This window comes from Polaribacter sp. (assembly GCF_965656025.1).
Taxonomy (GTDB): domain Bacteria; phylum Bacteroidota; class Bacteroidia; order Flavobacteriales; family Flavobacteriaceae; genus Polaribacter.
In genome coordinates, this window is the sequence record NZ_CBFHJT010000030.1 from 1 (window position 1) to 18937 (window position 18937).

At 29.5% G+C, this 18937-nt stretch carries 13 protein-coding genes and 4 tRNA genes; 3 read left to right on the forward strand and 14 right to left on the reverse strand.

What is annotated here, in order from left to right; all coding sequences use genetic code 11:
* Window positions 1-119: 119 nt before the first annotated feature.
* The 13 genes from ACTG3S_RS07475 to ACTG3S_RS07535 form a co-directional block, all read right to left on the reverse strand.
* Window positions 120-192, reverse strand: a tRNA-Thr gene (locus tag ACTG3S_RS07475).
* A gap of 69 nt (window positions 193-261) precedes the next feature.
* A tRNA-Gly gene (locus ACTG3S_RS07480) sits at window positions 262-334 on the reverse strand.
* A 13-nt stretch (window positions 335-347) separates the two neighbouring features.
* A tRNA-Tyr gene (locus ACTG3S_RS07485) sits at window positions 348-429 on the reverse strand.
* 52 nt (window positions 430-481) lie between these two features.
* Window positions 482-555, reverse strand: a tRNA-Thr gene (locus tag ACTG3S_RS07490).
* Window positions 556-661: 106 nt separating this feature from the next.
* Complete coding sequence (gene hpf / locus ACTG3S_RS07495; RefSeq protein ID WP_439128734.1) at window positions 662-970, reverse strand: ribosome hibernation-promoting factor, HPF/YfiA family; 309 nt, start codon at window positions 968-970, stop codon at window positions 662-664.
* 3 nt (window positions 971-973) lie between these two features.
* Window positions 974-1864 (reverse strand): tyrosine-type recombinase/integrase, encoded by an 891-nt coding sequence (locus ACTG3S_RS07500; protein WP_439128758.1) that lies wholly within the window; start codon window positions 1862-1864, stop codon window positions 974-976.
* 167 nt (window positions 1865-2031) lie between these two features.
* Complete coding sequence (gene rpsU / locus ACTG3S_RS07505; protein ID WP_015480739.1) at window positions 2032-2229, reverse strand: 30S ribosomal protein S21; 198 nt, start codon at window positions 2227-2229, stop codon at window positions 2032-2034.
* A gap of 337 nt (window positions 2230-2566) precedes the next feature.
* Entirely contained in the window at window positions 2567-3733 is a 1167-nt protein-coding gene (locus tag ACTG3S_RS07510) for an acyl-CoA dehydrogenase family protein (protein WP_439128735.1), read from the reverse strand.
* Window positions 3734-3753: 20 nt separating this feature from the next.
* Window positions 3754-4671 carry a helix-hairpin-helix domain-containing protein gene (locus ACTG3S_RS07515; protein ID WP_439128736.1) on the reverse strand — a complete coding sequence of 306 codons (918 nt, stop codon included), beginning with the start codon at window positions 4669-4671 and terminating at the stop codon, window positions 3754-3756.
* A 12-nt stretch (window positions 4672-4683) separates the two neighbouring features.
* On the reverse strand, window positions 4684-6351 hold the full coding sequence (locus ACTG3S_RS07520; protein WP_439128737.1) for an alanine/glycine:cation symporter family protein: 1668 nt from the start codon (window positions 6349-6351) through the stop codon (window positions 4684-4686).
* Window positions 6352-6437: 86 nt separating this feature from the next.
* Entirely contained in the window at window positions 6438-7337 is a 900-nt protein-coding gene (locus ACTG3S_RS07525) for an SDR family oxidoreductase (RefSeq protein WP_439128738.1), read from the reverse strand.
* Window positions 7337-8335 carry a potassium channel family protein gene (locus ACTG3S_RS07530; RefSeq protein WP_439128739.1) on the reverse strand — a complete coding sequence of 333 codons (999 nt, stop codon included), beginning with the start codon at window positions 8333-8335 and terminating at the stop codon, window positions 7337-7339. The genes ACTG3S_RS07525 and ACTG3S_RS07530 overlap by 1 nt, the downstream gene beginning before the upstream one ends.
* 3 nt (window positions 8336-8338) lie before the next feature.
* On the reverse strand, window positions 8339-8560 hold the full coding sequence (locus ACTG3S_RS07535) for a PspC domain-containing protein (protein ID WP_439128740.1): 222 nt from the start codon (window positions 8558-8560) through the stop codon (window positions 8339-8341).
* Window positions 8561-8715: 155 nt separating this feature from the next.
* On the opposite strand from ACTG3S_RS07535, the gene uvrA reads away from it, so the two are divergent.
* Window positions 8716-11535, forward strand: coding sequence for an excinuclease ABC subunit UvrA (gene uvrA / locus ACTG3S_RS07540; RefSeq protein WP_439128741.1), 2820 nt, complete (start codon window positions 8716-8718; stop codon window positions 11533-11535).
* An 88-nt stretch (window positions 11536-11623) separates the two neighbouring features.
* Here uvrA and ACTG3S_RS07545 read toward each other — a convergent pair whose 3' ends face one another.
* Window positions 11624-15400, reverse strand: coding sequence for a transglutaminase domain-containing protein (locus ACTG3S_RS07545; protein ID WP_439128742.1), 3777 nt, complete (start codon window positions 15398-15400; stop codon window positions 11624-11626).
* Between the two features lie 138 nt (window positions 15401-15538).
* Here ACTG3S_RS07545 and ACTG3S_RS07550 point away from each other — a divergent pair, with 138 nt between their 5' ends.
* Together ACTG3S_RS07550 and ACTG3S_RS07555 are read left to right on the forward strand one after the other, a co-directional pair.
* A complete protein-coding gene (locus ACTG3S_RS07550; protein WP_439128743.1) occupies window positions 15539-16246 on the forward strand; it encodes a TIGR00730 family Rossman fold protein in 708 nt (235 codons plus the stop codon).
* Window positions 16247-16414: 168 nt separating this feature from the next.
* A partial coding sequence (locus ACTG3S_RS07555; RefSeq protein ID WP_439128744.1) for an aminopeptidase occupies window positions 16415-18937 on the forward strand: 2523 nt, incomplete at its 3' end.

Below are 18937 nucleotides of genomic sequence, written 5' to 3' on the forward strand. Positions count from 1 at the left end.
GTCCGATAGTACCAATGTTTAAGTGTGGTTTCGAACGGTCAAAAGTTCCTTTTGCCATAATTATTAATTTTAATTCTTAGTTTAAATATATTTAGTGTCTAATAATACTTTTTAAAGTGAGCCAATGATGGGATTTGAACCCATGACCTCATCCCTACCAAGGATGCGCTCTACCAACTGAGCTACATCGGCAATTAATTTACTACTGCCGATTTAGATTTACGATTTGTATTTCTTGTTTCGTAACTCGTAAATTATTTGAGCGAAAGACCGGGTTCGAACCGGCGACATTCAGCTTGGAAGGCTGACGCTCTACCAACTGAGCTACTTTCGCAATATGTAAATTGTGGGGAGAGCAGGATTCGAACCTGCGAAGACATAGTCAACGGAGTTACAGTCCGTCCTCGTTGGCCGCTTGAGTATCTCCCCTTAAATTTACTATTTCAATGAACAAAATTGCAATTGCAATTTATTTTTTTAGAGCCGATGGAGGGACTCGAACCCACGACCTGCTGATTACAAATCAGCTGCTCTAGCCAGCTGAGCTACATCGGCTGTTTTTATAAAAAAACAATCCGCTATTTCTAACGGATTGCAAATGTATAAAGTTTTTTTATATTCTAAAACTTTTTATAATTTTTTTTTACTTTTTTTTATCATTTTATGATATTAATGAATCTCTATGTTTTTCTTTAGATCTTTTTAACTGTCTTTTTAAGTTGTCCACAGCAGAATTAACGCCTTCTTCGAAGGTTTTTGTTTCTCTTTTAATTATTAATTCTTTACCGGGGATATTTATTTTAACTTCTGTAATCTTATTTTCTTTGTCACTTGTATTTTGAACTTTTAAAAAAACTTCTGCATCTACAATTTTGTCGTGAAATTTTGATAAGGTTGAAACTTTAATCTCTACAAAATCAATTAATTTACTGTCTGCATTAAAATTTACGGATTGGGTGAATACTTTCATACGTCATCTTTTTTTTACGCTCTTTGGATGAGCTTGATTATACACTTTTTTTATTGCGTCAAGACTATTGTGCGTATAGACTTGTGTTGAGGCTAGGGATGAATGCCCTAGCAATTCTTTTACTGAATTTAAATCTGCGCCTTCATTTAAAAGATGTGTTGCAAAAGAGTGCCTTAGTATATGTGGACTCTTTTTCACCTTTTCTGAGACTCTACTAAAGTAAGAATTAATAATTCTGTAAACAAGTGTTTCATATATTTTATTTCCTTTTGATGTAATAAATAAGTATTCTGATTTTACTGAAATTTTGTTTTTTTCTTTTTGATACCCCTTTAATGTTTGAATAACTGTTGCTAACAAAGGCACATATCTTTCTTTATTTCTTTTCCCTAAAACTTTTATGGTTCTTTCTGCAACATTTATATCTCTATCTTTTAAATTGATAAGCTCTGTTCTTCTGATTCCTGTAGAATATAAAAGTTCTATTAAAAGTTTATTTCTTAAGCTTGTAAAATTATTTTCTTCTGTATTAATATCTATAGCATTGCTTATTTCTTTAACCGTAAATGGCACCTGTACTTTTTTCGGTGTTTTTAAAGATTTATGCTTCAATAATGGATTTTTTTCTATTTGCTCTGTTTTTTGAAGAAATTTATAAAATGATTTTAATGAGCTAATTTTTCTGTTTATAGTAGTGTTTGATATTTTTTGATTTACTAAAGCAACAATCCAGGTTCTTATTTGTGGATAATGAACTTCTGTAAGGTCTACTACTTTATATTCTGTTTCTATAAAGTCTTTAAACGCTAACAAATCGGTTTTATAAGCTGTTATAGTATGTACAGCATATTTTTTTTCTAAGGATAAGTATTCTAAAAAAGATTCTATCAAAATTTTTAAAATATTGTTTGTTGTAAATCTACAAAATTTTGGACATAAAAAAATCCGTAGAAATAAATTCTACGGATTATTATTTTAAGCTAAGATCCCGATCTGAAATCGGGATTAGTTCAACTTACAATTTTGAATGCGACCTTTGGTCTTTTCAAAATTGAGTTTCACTAACCTACTTCTTCTTGTGTTCTTAATCTTTGAACGTAAGATGCTTTGATTCTTTGAGCTCTTTTAGCTACAGATGGCTTTGTAAAGTTTTTTCTGTTACGTAAGTTCTTCATTGTTTTTGTTCTGTCAAACTTTCTTTTGTAACGCTTTAACGCTCTATCTATATTCTCTCCTTCTTTTACTGGTATAATTAACATAAGTTGGCACCTCCCTTCATAAGTATCTTTATATTTTTATAGTTATAAAACTATTTGTTTTTATTTTTTGGACTGCAAATGTAGTTATTAATTATGAATTACAAATTTTTTATTCATTTTATTTTATATAACTAGCTCGCGTTAGGGATTGAAGTGGCATCCTTTTTATGATAAACTAAATCTAGCATCTTTTTTTATGGTAATTAAATCGGTGTATTAACAACGAGGGATGCTGAAATAAATTCAGTATAAGAAGATATAACGTAAAGCCCGACCTTTAGGGAAGGCCCGAATACAGTTATCAATTAGCAGTTAGCAGTAATCAGTTAATAAAAAATTATGTTGCTGGTTTGTACTCCTTATTATCAATTATCATTTTTGCGATAATCTCTTTTAAAATTTCAGAAGTACCACCTCCTATCGGACCTAATCTACTGTCTCTTAACAAACGTGCCATAGGATATTCTTCCATGTAACCATAACCTCCTAAGAGCTGTAAGGCTTCGTAAATAACTTCATCTGCCATTTTTGTAGATAGTAATTTTGACATACTTGCTTCTTTTACAACATAATTGCCTTGGTCTAACCTTTTGGCTATTGAATAGTTGTATTCTCTACACATATCTACTCTACTTGCCATTTCTGCAATCTTGTGTCTTAGTGCTTGAAACCTGTCTAAAGACTTACCAAACGCTACTCTTTCTTGCATATATTTGATGGCATAGTCTACTGCAAAATCTGCTCTCGCATGTGCATTTACGCCCATTAAAAGTCTTTCTAAAGCAAAGTGTTGCATAATGTATGGGAAACCTTTACCCTCTTCGCCTAATATATTTTCTGCTGGAATTTCTACATTATCAAAAGCAATTTCTCCTGTATCTGATGCACGCCAACCTAATTTATCTAATTTGGTTGCAGAAATACCTTTAGTATCTCTATCTACCACAAAAATGCTAATTCCTTTATATTTATCAGATGGATCTGTTTTTGCAGCAACTATTAAATAGTCTGAATAAACACCATTGGTAATAAATGTTTTTGAGCCATTTAAAATATATTTATCTCCTTTTTTAATTGCTGTAGAACGCATGCCTGCAACATCTGAACCTCCAAAAGGTTCTGTAATACACAAACAACCAATTTTATCGCCTTCTACACTTGGTATTAAATATTTTTGTTTTGTTGCTTCGCTTGCCTCTTTGTTTAAATGCGTCATTGCTAAATACTCGTGAGCCCACATTGCTGCTGCAAAGCCACCAGAATTTATTTTCTGCATTTCTTCTAAAAATATTACCGTATAAAAAAGGTCTAAATCTAACCCTCCATATTGCTCGGGAGTTGATAAACCAAAGTAACCCATTTCTCCGAATTTTTTCCAAATGAAACGCTCTATAGTTCCTGTTTTCTCCCACTTTTCTATATGAGGGACTACTTCTTTTTGTAAAAAATCTTTAAAACTTGCACGAAAAGCTTCATGCTCTTCTGTAAAATAGATACTACTCATTCAGTACTTTTTTTAGTTGTTTATTCAGCTACCAAATATAAGACTATTCTATCATATTTATCTAAAGGAAAACCCTTGATATTTGTTAATTCTTTTATATCCTGAAGTTCAGCAACTTGATCTCTGTAGTCGAAAATCTTTTTACAAAGTTCATAATCTATATAGGGATTTTTCAATAACTGCTTGAATGTTAATGTATTTACATTTTCTTTTACGATAATCGGTTTTTCTACAATTTTGAATATTTCTAATACTTTTTCAGCTACTTCTTTTTTTAAACCCCAAACTTCGAAGAGTTGTTTATCTAAAGAAAATCCTTGTAATTTAGAACGATACTTAATAATTCTTTCTGATAATTTTTCTCCAACACCATAAATGGTTTTAAAATCTTCTTGTGTTGCTTTATTGATATCTGTGGATGTTATTATGTGTTTGGGTTTATTGTTATAAGAGCTTTCACCATATTTTTTTGTTTTACTAGCATTCGTATTAAATCCTTTTTGTTGATTACGATTTCTCTGCACTACCCAATCTGGAAATTTAAAATAAGGAGCTATTTTATTTAATAAAGAATCTGAAATTTTTGTTACTTGCTGAAAGTCTTCTTTAGAGTTTACAAATTTGTTAGTTTTTCTAAATGCTAACAACCGATCTATTTCCTTTAAAGACATCCCTAGTTGTTCACCTTTATAATCTGTAATATAATTGGGGTTAAAAGGAAATATTTTGGGTTTTCTATTTTCTAGTTCAACTAGCTTTAAACTATCAATTTTACTGTGAAATGCTAAAATTTGTGGAGAATTGAAATCTACTTTTTCTTGGGAAGAAAAATCGGCAAAGAAAATAATTCCTTGAAAAATTAAAATAAGTAAAGCCAATAAAAAAACCCCATTTCTTTGGCTTTTATTATACCAGAAATGGGGTTTTAAAAATTTCATATAAATTGTTTTTTACATATGCTCGTTAATATCAACAGCACCATCTTCTATTGCTTCTTCTTTTTTATTGATAGCATTCATATATTTACTTAACTCTTTTTTAATGATTGGAGATAACATGATTACACCAATAATGTTTGGCACTACCATTGCAAAAATCATTGCATCAGAGAAATCAATTACGGCACCTAAACTAATAGAAGCTCCAACAACCACAAACATCAAAAATAATATTTTATAAACCAAATCTGTAATTTTACCTTTACCAAATAAGAATTTCCAACCTTGCATACCATAGTATGACCAAGAAATCATAGTAGAAAAAGCAAATAATATAACTGCAATTGTTAATACTACTGAGAAGTGAGGTATTACAGAATCAAATGCAATAGCAGTTAACTCTACACCTTCTTTAATTTCTACTCCATATTGCATAAACTGCCCATCAAAATTTGTAATGATAATTACCAAGGCTGTCATTGTACAAATTACTACAGTATCTACAAAAGGCTCTAATAAAGCAACAATACCTTCACTTGCAGGATATTTAGTTCTCACTGCAGAGTGTGCAATTGCTGCAGAACCTACACCTGCTTCGTTAGAAAATGCTCCTCTTCGTATACCTTGAATCATCACACCTATTAAACCACCTGCAATACCTAATCCAGAAAATGCGCCTTCGTAAATTAAAGCAAAGGCATCATCAATTAAACTAAAATTAGCAAACAATATAATTAAGGCTGCTAAAACATAAATTCCAGCCATAAAAGGAACTACTTTTTCTGTTACAGAAGCAATTCTTTTAATACCACCAATAATTACAACTGCTACTAAAACAGCCATTACTAAACCAAAATATAAACCTGCATTTGGCCCTGTTAACTCGAATAATTTTGTAAACTGTGCAGCTGCTTGGTTTGCTTGAAACATGTTTCCACCACCAAATGAACCTCCAATTACAAAGATTGCAAATAATACTGCTAAAACTTTACCTAAACCACCTGCTCCTTTTTCTTTTAACCCTTTGGTTAAATAATACATTGGTCCACCATAAACAGTTCCATCTTCACCAACATCTCTATATTTTACACCCAACGTACATTCTGCAAATTTTGATGCCATTCCTAAAAGACCAGCAACAATCATCCAAAATGTTGCACCTGGACCACCAATAGATAAAGCCACTGCTACACCTGCAATATTACCTAGGCCAACTGTTGCTGATAATGCAGCAGTTAGTGCCTGAAAGTGAGAAACTTCTCCATCTGCACTTTCATCTCTTATTGTTTCAATTAAATCTCCACCAGGAGTTTGATCTCCGTAAGCTTTTTCATTATTTTCTTTATCTACAACTGCTTGTTGTGCATTTTCTCCATAAAGTTTATCTACACCATGTTTTTCAATATCTTCATACTTACCTCTAACTACTTGTATAGCCGTTAAAAAACCAGTAAAATTTATAAATTTAAAGTAAAATGTAAAAAACAAGGCACCACCAATTAATACAATTAATACCCAAGGTATTTGAAAAGTATCTGAAAACGGAATTTCATAAAAAATAGCGTCTACAAACCAACCTGTATAATCTTTAAAAGTTGCGTCTATACTATCTGTTGTGCTTTGTGCAAATGATATAATTGGAAATGCTAAAAGCAATAACGAAAGAAGTTTTTTCTTCATAATATGTTTGATTATTTTTAAATTAGTGGCTTGCAATATCATAAAAAATTGCGCTTTTAACAACTTTTATGAGTTAAATATGGTTTTTATATTAATTTTTCTTTAAATCTTTTTAGGTCTTCTTTAAAAGATTTTGGATACAACCCTAACTGGTTATTCGTTTTTGTTAAGTCGAAACCTGTTTTTGCTGGTCTTGGTGCTGTTTGATTTAAAGTTGCAGTAGAAATTGGTTTTATCAAACATTTATTTAGCTCAAAACAAGCAGCAATTTCTTGTGCTATTTCGTATATACTTAATAGTGTATTGGATGCTACATTAAAAACTCCTGTTGCTTTCTTATCAATTGCTAATTTGCATGCCATTGCCAAATCTACAACATAGGTTGGTGTTCTAAATTGATCGTTTACAATGGTAATTTCTTTTTGCTCTTCTAACATTTTTTTCACCCAAAGCACAATGTTATTTCTACTCATATCGTAAACCTTACCATAAACTAGAATGGTTCTTAAAATTGTAAAATCAATTTTTGAGTTGGTTAAAACCTCTTCAGACTTTAATTTAGACCATCCATAATAACTTAAAGGATTAGGGGTGTCTGTTTCTTTATAATTCCCTTTTTTACCATCAAAAATAAAATCGGTAGAAATATGTATTAAATGGCAATTTATGGTTGATGAAATTTCTGTCAACCATTTTACAACGGCTACATTTAGAGTATCACAAGCTTGTTTGTTCGTTTCACAATCATCTACTTGGGTCATTGCAGCTGTGTTTATAATAAAATCAGGTTTAATTTTATTAACTTGATTTTTTAATTTACTCTCATTAGTAATATCAATAGAAACATATTCGAAATCTGTTCTACCACTTCTATTTTTACCTCTAGAAAAACCAAAAATTTGGTATTTATCTTTTTCTTTCAAAAATAACGTTAACAAAGATTGCCCCAACAATCCATTACTACCTGTAATAATTACTTTGTTCATTAAAACAATTCTCTAAGTTTTATAATTTGTTCTGGTCTACCTAAAACAATCAAATGCGAACCTTCAATCAGATTTATGTCTGCTTCTGGGTTTATTACATAATCCTTATCAGGATTTCTAAAACCGATTACAGTACAACCTGTCTGTCTTCTTAAATCTAAATCTAAAATAGTTTTGTTGATGTATTTTTTAGGTAAATCATCTACTGCAATTTCTTCTAAATTTGCAGTAGTTTCTCCTTCTATTGTTAATCGATCTACAAACTCTATAACATCTGGTGTAGTTACTAAAGATGCCATGTGATTACCACCCAATTTATCTGGCATAATTACGTTATTTGCACCTGCAATTTTTAGTTTACTGTAAGATGATTCGTTAGAAGCTCTACTTATAATTGTACAATTCTTATTTAATTGACTTGCAGTTAAAACAACAAATAAATTATCTGCGTCAGAAGGTAAAGCAGTAATTAAAAATGCTGCATTGTTAATACCTGCCTTTAGTAGAGTTTCATCTAAAGTAGCATCACCCTCTATATTTAAAATGTTTTCTGAGTCTAAAAAATCAATAATATCTTTGTCTTTTTCTACAACAACAAATTTCTTATTATAATTTTTTAGTTTTACAATGGCTTGTTTTCCATTTCTACCAAAACCACAAACAATGGTATGGCCTTTTAAATGTCCTATTCGCTTTTCCACTTTTCTGTGTTTAAAATGTTCAAATAATTTACCACTAACCAGATATTCAGAAAATGCAGAAACTGCATAACCAAAAAGAGTAATACTGGTTAAAATTAAAAAAATTGTAAATACTTTTTCCTCTGGAGAAAAAGGTCTCAGCTCCCCAAAACCAACTGTAGTAACTGTAATTACTGTCATGTAAACAGCATCAACAAAACTGTAATTAGACAACCACATGTATCCTACAGTACCAACTGTTAGCACTGATGTTACCAAAATGGCAATTCTTTTTATTTTAGATTGTAGAATTGGCATAGTTTATAAGTCAAAAACGGAACTTCTTTTTGTGTAAATTTTATCCTTTAATTTTAATAAAAAAGCCATCGTTAAATACAAACCAAAAGACAAACCTACTGTAAAAAAGGTAACATATATAAAAAACAACCTCACATTAACAGCTCTCATACCTAATCTATCTGCTAACCTAGAAAAAACACCAAAACCATTTCTTTCAAAATAATGTCTTATACTATGTATCATATTTATTAAAATATATGGCAAGATACTATTTATTACGCTTTTTTCAATAGTAAATTGTTACTCCTTTTACAGAAAACATTGTTAAAGGTTTATAGTTTGGTGTAGAAATTAAATTTCTATTGATTAACTTTGCTTTTTTCTGAAAAAACCCACATTTGAAAGAGCAAGAATTTATAGAAGTTTACGGAGCAAGAGCACATAATTTAAAGAATATTGATGTAAAAATACCACGTGAAAAATTGGTAGTAATTACTGGTTTAAGTGGTAGTGGAAAATCTTCTTTAGCTTTTGATACCATATATGCAGAAGGACAAAGACGTTATATTGAAACTTTTTCTGCCTATGCAAGGCAATTTTTGGGTGGTTTAGAAAGACCAGATGTAGATAAAATTGATGGCTTATCTCCTGTTATTTCTATTGAACAAAAAACAACCAATAAAAGTCCGCGCTCTACAGTAGGAACTATAACAGAAATTTACGACTTTTTACGACTTTTATTTGCAAGAGCTGCAGATGCTTATTCATACAACACCAACCAAAAAATGGTAAGCTATTCTGACGAACAAATAAAACAATTAATTTTAGATGATTTTAACGAAAAAAGAATCGCTGTTTTAGCCCCCTTAATTAAATCTAGAAAAGGGCATTATCGTGAACTTTTTGAGCAAATTTCTAAACAAGGTTTTGTTAGAGTTCGTGTTGATGGAGAAATTAGAGAACTCGAAAAGGGGATGAAATTAGATCGTTACAAAACACATGATATTGAGGTTGTAATTGATAGATTGATTGTAAATAATTCTATAGACAAACGTTTAGATGAAACTATAAAAACAGCACTATATTCTGGTAATAATATTATGATGGTTATTGATGTGGACACCAATGAACCTCGCTATTTTAGTAGAGAATTGATGTGCCCAACTACAGGAATTGCTTACCCAAATCCAGAACCTAATACATTTTCTTTTAACTCACCAAAGGGTGCTTGTAATTCTTGCAATGGCTTGGGAATTACCAATGAAATCAATCTAAAAAAGGTAATACCTAATGATGCTGTTTCTATTAAAAATGGTGGAATTGTACCTTTAGGAGAACAAAAAAGTAGTTGGATTTTTAAGCAAATTCAAAATATTGCAGAACGTTACCAATTTAAGTTAACAGATGCTATTAAAGACATCCCAAAAGAAGCTTTAGACATTATTTTAAATGGTGGTAATGAATCTTTTGAAATCGAATCTAAAACTGTAGGTGTTCGTAGAAATTACAAAATAGATTTTGAGGGTATTGTAGCCTTTATTACCAACCAATATGATAATGCCGAAAGCACCTCTATAAAACGTTGGGCAAAAAACTTTATGGACGAAGTTACATGTTCTACCTGTAAAGGAAAACGTCTTAAAAAAGAAGCGCTTCATTTTAAAATTTTAGAAAAAAATATTAGCGATTTGGCACAAATGGATGTGACTGAATTGGCTGCATGGTTTAAAAATATTGAGAAAAGTTTATCTCAAAAACAAGTTACCATTGCCACAGAAATTCTAAAAGAAATAAGAACTAGAATTCAGTTTTTATTAGATGTTGGTCTAGATTATTTAACTTTAGATAGAACCTCTAAATCGCTTTCTGGTGGTGAGGCACAAAGAATACGTTTGGCAACACAAATAGGATCTCAATTAGTAGGCGTTTTATATATTTTAGACGAACCAAGTATTGGCTTGCATCAGAGAGACAATCAAAAATTAATAGATTCTTTAGTAAAATTAAGAGATATTGGTAATTCTGTTTTGGTGGTAGAACATGACCAAGATATGATAGAAAATGCTGATTTTGTTTTTGATATTGGCCCTGGAGCAGGAAGACATGGTGGGGAAATAGTGTCTGCAGGTACTTTTAAAGAACTTAAAAAGCAAAGAACCTTAACTGCAGATTATATTACTGGAAAAAAGAAAATAGAAGTTCCAACAGAAAGACGAGAAGGAAATGGAAAAACCATCAAATTAAAAGGCGCTTCTGGTAATAATTTGAAAAATGTCTCTGTAGAATTTCCGTTAGGTAAAATGATTTGTGTAACTGGTGTTTCTGGTAGTGGTAAATCTACCTTAATTAACGAAACTTTATACCCTATTTTAAATGCGCACATTTACAGAGGTGTAAAAAAACCAATGCCTTATAAAAAAATAGAAGGTTTAGAACATGTAGATAAAGTTATTGACATTGACCAATCACCAATTGGTAGAACCCCAAGATCTAACCCAGCAACCTACACAAAAACCTTTGACGAAATTAGAAGTTTATTTGCCAAAACTCCAGAAGCTGCCATTCGTGGTTACAAACCTGGACGCTTTTCTTTCAATGTGAAAGGTGGACGATGTGAAACTTGTCAAGGTGGTGGTGTTCGTGTGATAGAAATGAATTTTTTACCAGACGTTCAAGTAGAATGTGAAACCTGTCAAGGAAAACGTTTTAACAGAGAAACTTTAGAAATTAGATATAAGGGAAAATCGATTTCTGATGTTTTGAATATGACCATTGAAGATGCTACAGATTTCTTTGAGAACATACCAAAAATACATCGAAAATTAAAAACTATTAAAGATGTTGGCTTGGGCTACATAACACTTGGGCAACAGTCTACTACACTTTCTGGTGGTGAGGCGCAACGTATAAAATTGGCAGCAGAACTTTCTAAAAGAGATACAGGAAACACCTTTTATATTTTAGACGAACCTACAACAGGTCTTCACTTTGAAGATATTAGGGTTTTAATGGATGTATTAAATAAATTAGCCAACAAAGGGAATACTGTGTTAATTATAGAACACAATTTAGATGTAGTAAAATTAGCCGATTATATTATTGATGTTGGTATGGAAGGTGGTAAAAAAGGTGGAAAAATATTGACTACAGGAACTCCTGAAGCAGTTGCCAAACATAAAAAAAGTTATACTGCAAAATTTTTAAAGAAGCTGTTGTAGGAAAAACTAATTTAAAAAGCATCAAAAAACTTTATTAAATAAGTTTTTTGACGCTTTTTGCTTTTTAATTTATCATTAATAATACAATTTATTTAAAACCAATTAAAATATCTTTTGCTTTTAAAACACTATCAACATATGTTTTAAAAGAAGCATAATCTTCTACAGAAATATCTGCTAAATCTGGTTTACCAATAAATTCTATTTCTAACAAATTATTTTTTAATGATTTAAAATTAATTGCATAAGAGTGTTTCTTATAAGTAAAACTTTTATTTTCTGGTATTTCTATAAATTTTTTATTTTCTGGTAACTCAATGGTATAAACGGTTTTATAGAAATTTGCATTTTCGTAATTTTGATACATTATTGGGTACTTTCTTTCTTCTGTACCAACAATACTAGAGTTATATGCATGAGAAACCATTGGCAATTTAAAAAAGGTCATAGATCCCATTTGATTCATTTTATCGTTGATATGCATTGTTGCATCATAACTAACAAAATTATTTCCTTTTTTAGCATTTATATGCATCACTGAATCTAAAACCAAATCTCCGATTCTTCCTTTAAAATCTTCGTCTATATCTTTTTTAATAAGTTCGTAATTTGCTTTGTTAAAAATTGTAAAGTATGCAGAAGATAAACTCCCCGAAATATTAGAGTTTACCGTTAAATTTTGCACATTGTTTTCATCTATTTTTAAAGAAACTTTAGAGATATTATTAGACTTAATACCTGCCATGTTTCCTATGTTAAAAAGCTTATAGGTTTTGTTTGTATTAGACATATAAGGTATTTCTAATGCCGTAGCATTTAACAAACTATTTGGCACAGATTTAAAAGGCATATTTTTATCTGTTAATTCTAAAAACTGTTCTTTACCTTCTAAATTAACTTTTACGATACAGTGGTTAAAATCTTGTGATGGTAATATTAAAGATTTTTTACCATAGTCTGAAGTTAAAACAAGCACTAAATTTACGTCTAAGCCTGCTTTTCTAGCAAATGTTGCGAACAATGTAGAAAAATCTTTACAATCTCCTAATTTAGAAGAAATGGTTTTTGCTGGTTTTTGTGGTACAAAACCACTTTGCTTAAACTCGACAAAGCTATAGTTAAAGTTATTCATTAAATAATAATAAATTCTTTTAGCTCTTTCTGTTTCCGATAATGAAAGCTCATTTTCTTCTGGAAAAATTTCTTTGTATTTTTTATCAACATCAGCATTAAAAACAGATTGAGACCTTACCAGGTCTGAATACCAATTTGCTATAACATTCCAAGACTTTATGGTACTAATATGTAATACTCTTGCATAATCTGCAGATGCAGGTCTATAATCTTCGCTCTTTGGTAATTCTGGTGCATTTACAAGCTCCCAATTATGTACCGTATAATTATCTATTGATTTTTTTGTGTAAGGTAACTTTCCATTTTCTACTTTAAAATTGATATCTAATTCGTCAGAAACTATTAACGTATATTTTGTTCTTAAACAAAAATTTTCTGAATCGAATTGATAACTATCTACATAATCTTTATAAAACCTACCAGAACCTGTAGATAAATATTGATAAGAAACATAAATAACATCACCAACCTCTAAACCATTAAACACAAATTTAGAACCTGTTTTTTCTGCAGGTACTACACTTTTATCTTTCTTTATAATTTCTGATTTCAATATGGTGTAGTTACCTGTTAAGCCTAAATTATATTCTTTATAATCTTCTACCCCATTTTCTGATGTCATTTCATATACAAAAGTATTTTTAGATTTTACAGTTCCTGTTTTATACAATTGCACTACTCTATTGTCTAGTAAAATATTTGCACCATAGTTATTAATTGTATTTTTACCTCTATTATTTTCTACATAATTATAAACATTACTTTCTGCATACTTGTCTAAAACATTACCTTGTCTAGAAAGTGTTTCTATTTTTTTTAATAACTTCGAATTACCATTATTATATACTAAAGAATTTTCGAAATATTTTAATGCTTTTTTCTTATTTCCAATTTGTTGTTGAGCATTCCCCATATACTCCATTGCTTGAAAGGAATATGGATAGTTTTCTAACATTTTTTCTAAATAAGGTATAGAAGCTTTGTACATTTTAAAACTATGCATTTTTTTTATCAAGTTAAAAAGTAACGTATTGTCTTCAGGAAATGCATCACTGTAAGATTTATACATTTTTATAACCTCATCTTTTTTATTCAGTTTTTCGTAATAACGAGCTAAACCAACTACTAAAGAAGGGCTAAATCTTTTAGTTAGTATTTTTTCGTATTCCTGTATGGTTTTGTCTTGTTCTTGAAAAACGGTTGCATAAAGTGGTATAAAACGTTCTAATACTTTTACCCTATCAGACGCAGCTTTGTTTAACAAATCCATCGTTTCTCTCAAAGCTTTCAAATCTTCGTTTCTAGCATCTAAGAAAAATTTAGCCATATATTTAAGTACAGGAAAATCTGTAGATTTTTTTAATTTTTCTAAAAATATTTCTAGCTCTTTAATATCCATTTGAGCCATTTTATTAAACTCAGATGTCTTTTTTACTAAAGAGTAGTAATAATCTGGATCATCTAAATAAATGTTGTTATTTACTTCTGTAACCGCATTAAAATTACCTTCAAAACTATAACTATATGTTTTTAAAATTCTAAGTAAAGAGCTCTTAGGATATTTATCTATTAAAGGATTTAAAATCTGGTTTGCTTCTATATATTTTTGATTTCTAAAATAGATATTAATAAGTGCATATTTATAAAAAAAGCTGTTTGGCTTTTCTATAATTTTATTCTTAAAGAAAGTTTCTATTTCACTTTCTTTTTTTTCTGGATTTACAAATTCAAGTGTACTTTTTGTATAAGATTTATAATCTGAACTATATTCTAAGCCTTTTACTTCATTTCCTTTTTCATCAGATAATCTAGCAATAAAATAACCCAGTCCATTACCTTCTGCATTTTTTATGAGCAATCTATTTACACCTTTTTGCAAAGTAACATTAACTCTGTAAGCATCTATATCTGTCGCTAAATCATTGACGTTTTCATAAATTAAGACATCGTTTAGCCAAACTTTAAATGCAGAAGAATTACCCAATCTAAATTGTACTCTTTGTACTGAATTAGATGTAACAAAGGTTTGTGCATAATGCACACCATAACCATACTCTGAATGATTGCTATAAAATTGATAACTTTCAGTTGTAAATAATTTGTTTGGTGTGTACCATCTAATAATTCCGTTAGAATTTGCATTAAAATCTTTATCAGCTTTTGCATAAGATTCAGGTTCATAAGCCTTATCAAACCCACTTTTGTTCAAGTTTTCAAAAACACCACAAAATTGCCATTTTTTAATAACAGGTATTGTAGAAATTCTTTCTTTATACGATGCAAAATTTTTAGCATCTCTGTCTTTTACTGCTTTTAGGTATTGTAAAGCATATTTTATGGTTTTATTATTTACATCATCTACTTTAAAACTTTCAATTGTATTTTTATTAATATTATGAAAACCAGTTTTTAGGTAGTTATCAAAAACAAAAGGATTGTTCCAAAAAGAATATAAATAGTACTGGTAATTAGGAAATTTTTTAAGTTTTTCTACAAAACCTTCAGAGGATCCATTAATTAAGCCATTTTCATTCCTTAAAATTTCATTAGTAATTAACAATTCAATAGATTCATCTAGGTTTTTATGTTCTTTTTTAAACTCCCTAAAAGCTTCTTTTGTATTGTTATTTAAAAGTAAATTCGAGTAATTTTCACTTATTTTTTGAGCATTTATTACTGTAAAATTAAAAAGAATTAACAACGTAATTAAAGGGTGTCTTCTTGAAATCATAAATCAATTTTTATTTTTAATCTGGCAAATCTAGTATTTTGTGTTAAACATATCAATTCTATTCTAACATTTCTTAAAAAAGAACTAATTTAGCGGACTGATTTTTATAAAAATAAATGAGCCTTAATAAATCTAAAAATGACAAACGACGATAGAAAAATACGTGAAAAACTACAACAAAAAACTTGGAACGAAATAAAAACAAACGATTCTTGGGCCATCTTTAAAATTATGGCAGAGTTTGTAGAAGGCTATGAAAGGTTGAGTAAAATTGGCCCAAGTGTTTCTATATTTGGTTCTGCTAGAACAAAACCAGATCATCCTTATTACAAATTAGCAGAAGAAATTGCGTTTCAATTAACCCAAAATGGATTTGGAGTTATTACTGGTGGTGGCCCAGGTATTATGGAGGCTGGTAATAAAGGTGCCAATAGAGGTAAAGGAATTTCTGTTGGACTAAATATAGAATTACCTTTTGAGCAACATGATAATCCTTGGATAGATGCTGGAAAAAGTTTAGATTTCGACTACTTTTTTGTGCGTAAAGTTATGTTTGTAAAATACTCACAAGGTTTTATAGTGATGCCTGGTGGTTTTGGTACCATGGATGAGCTTTTTGAAGCAATTACATTAATACAAACTCATAAAATTGGGCGTTTTCCAATAATTTTAGTGGGTAAAAAATTCTGGGGAGGTTTGCTAGATTGGATTAAAAATACACTTTTAGAAGAAGGAAACATCAGTGAAAAAGACTTAAATCTTTTTAGATTGGTAGATACTGCTGAAGAAGCTATAGATCATTTAAATAAATTCTATTCTAAATACCAATTAAAACCTAACTTCTAAATGGCTTTAAAAAAAATGTTTTTAATTGCTTTTTCTTTAGATGAATAAGCCAGCATAAAAACAATATTTTGCAACATACTTAGTTATGATTCTAATGAAGAAAGTGAGTATGGATAAATAAACTTAAAAACACAAAGTAGCAAACCCGTAAAATTTATTAAAATATAATTGACAAAGTCTGTTTACATATCTATTACACTCTTATTTTTTAGTTTTTATTGTGTTTCGCAACAAAATAATATAAACATTAAAGCTAGTTTAAATACAGACAAAAACACACTTTTAATACAGCAAGAAATTCTTTATTTCAATAATTCTAAAGACACTTTAACCCGTCTTTTTTTTCATAATTGGCCTAATAGTTACAAAGACAGAAAAACACCATTATCTAAAAGGTTTATAAAAGATTTTAGAAAAGACTTATATTTTGCAAGTCAAAAAAACTTAGGGTTCACCTCCATCAAAAATATTTCTATAGACTTTAAAAGTATTGTTTATAATGAACTAAAGAACAGACCAGACATTTTAGAAATATTTTTAGATACACCTTTATTGCCAGGTAATCATAAAAAAATCACACTTACTTATACAGTAAAACTACCGAATGCAAAGTTTACAAATTACGGTTTTAGTAAAAATAAATTCAATTTAAGATATTGGTACATCACACCAGCAATTTATAAAGATGGCTGGCAGTTAATGAGTAATTTAAATTTAGATGATTTGTATGAAGATTTTACCACATTCAACATCAACTTTAGCCTACCAAAACACCTGAATTTAATAAGTAGTTTAACAGAAACAAAAACGAGTAGCACAACAAAAAACAGCTATACACTTAAAGGCACAAACGAAAAAGATGTAATTATTAACATTTCAGAAAATAACTCTTTTAAAGAATACTCAACAGATAAAAACACCATACAAACCAATGTTTTAAATAAAGAAATTGGTAAAGAATTAACCGAAAACATTTTAAATAGAGAGTTACAATTTTTAGAAAAATATTTAGGAAAACTCCCCATAGAAAATATTTTTATAGACGAAGTAATGCGAAGCAAAAACCCAGTTTTTGGATTAAGCCAATTGCCTGCGTTTATAAGACCATTTTCAGACGTTTTTAAGTATGACTTAACCCTATTTAAAGTTCTTTCCAAAAGATATATTAAAAAATCTTTATTATTAAATAGCAGAAAAGAATATTGGCTAATAGATGGTTTACAAAACTATTTAATGATAGAATATGTAAACCAATATTATCCAGAAGTTAAACTTTTAGGAAAAGCATCTAACTCTTGGTTTTTAAAACGTTATAATATCTCTAAATTAAAGTTTAATGAAAAATACCCGTTTGTATATCAATTTACAGCGAGAACATTTTTAGATCAATCACTTACAACCTCAGCAGATTCCTTATCAAATTTTAATAGAAAAATTGTAAATACCTATAAAGCTGGCTTAGGCTTTACCTATTTAAAAGGTTTTTTAGGTGATACTGTTTTAAACAAATCTATCAAAGAGTTTTACCAAAAAAATAAATGCAAAATTGCCTCTAGCCAAGACTTTAAAAAGGTTTTACAAAAAAATACATCAAAAGATGTAGATTGGTTTTTTGGCGATTTCCTAAAAACAAACAAAAAAATAGACTATACAATAGAAGATGTAGATAAAGATGGTGATAGCCTAAAAGTTACCATTAAAAATAAGCGAAATATTACTGCACCTGTAGCTTTTTACGGTTTAAAAAACAATAAAATAACCTTAAAAAAATGGCTACCAAATATAGAGGACAAGACAACCATTTCTGTTGCTAAAAATCAGTTTGATAAATTGGCTTTAAACTATGAAAATATCTATCCAGAATACAATACGTTTGATAATTACTATAATATAAAAAAGAAGTTTTTTAACAAACCCTTTAAATTCTCATTAATTAAAGATGTAAAAGCACCTGATTACAACCAGCTTTTTTATCAACCAAAAATTGGTTATAACTTTTACGATGGATTAATATTAGGTGTTAAATTGCACAACAAACCTCTTATTGCAAGAAATCTAGAATTTAAGATTTCTCCAGGATATGCATTAAAAAGTAAAAAAATAAATGGATCGTTTGCGGTATTATACAATCAGTTTTTCGAAAAAACCAGTATTTACAAAATAGCATATGGTATTTTAGGTAATACATTACAATATGCGCCAGATTTGTCTTACAGCTCTTTAATACCTTACGTTGATGTAATTTTTAAGAGAAAATCTTTAAGAGATGCTTCTAATGAATTTATTAGAGCAAAAATGGTTCATATTAATAAAGAGGTTGCTCCAACTGAAATAAAAACAGATCAGGACAATTATAATGTTTTTAGTTTAAGTTACAATTACATCAATCCAGATATAATCAAAGAAAACAGGTATACTTTTAGCACAGAGGTGTCTAATAGTTTTTCTAAAGTATCTGCAGATATTAGGTATCGAAAATTAACAACATCAGACACACAATTAGATTTTAGAATTTTTGCTGGAGCTTTTTTACACAACAATTCCAATGGAGATTATTTTAGTTTTGGTTTAGACAGAGCCAATGATTATTTGTTTGAATTAAATTATTATGGGCGTTCAGAATCCTCAGGTATTTTTAGTCAACAATACATTATTACAGAAGGTGGTTTTAAATCTGTTTTACCAACAAGA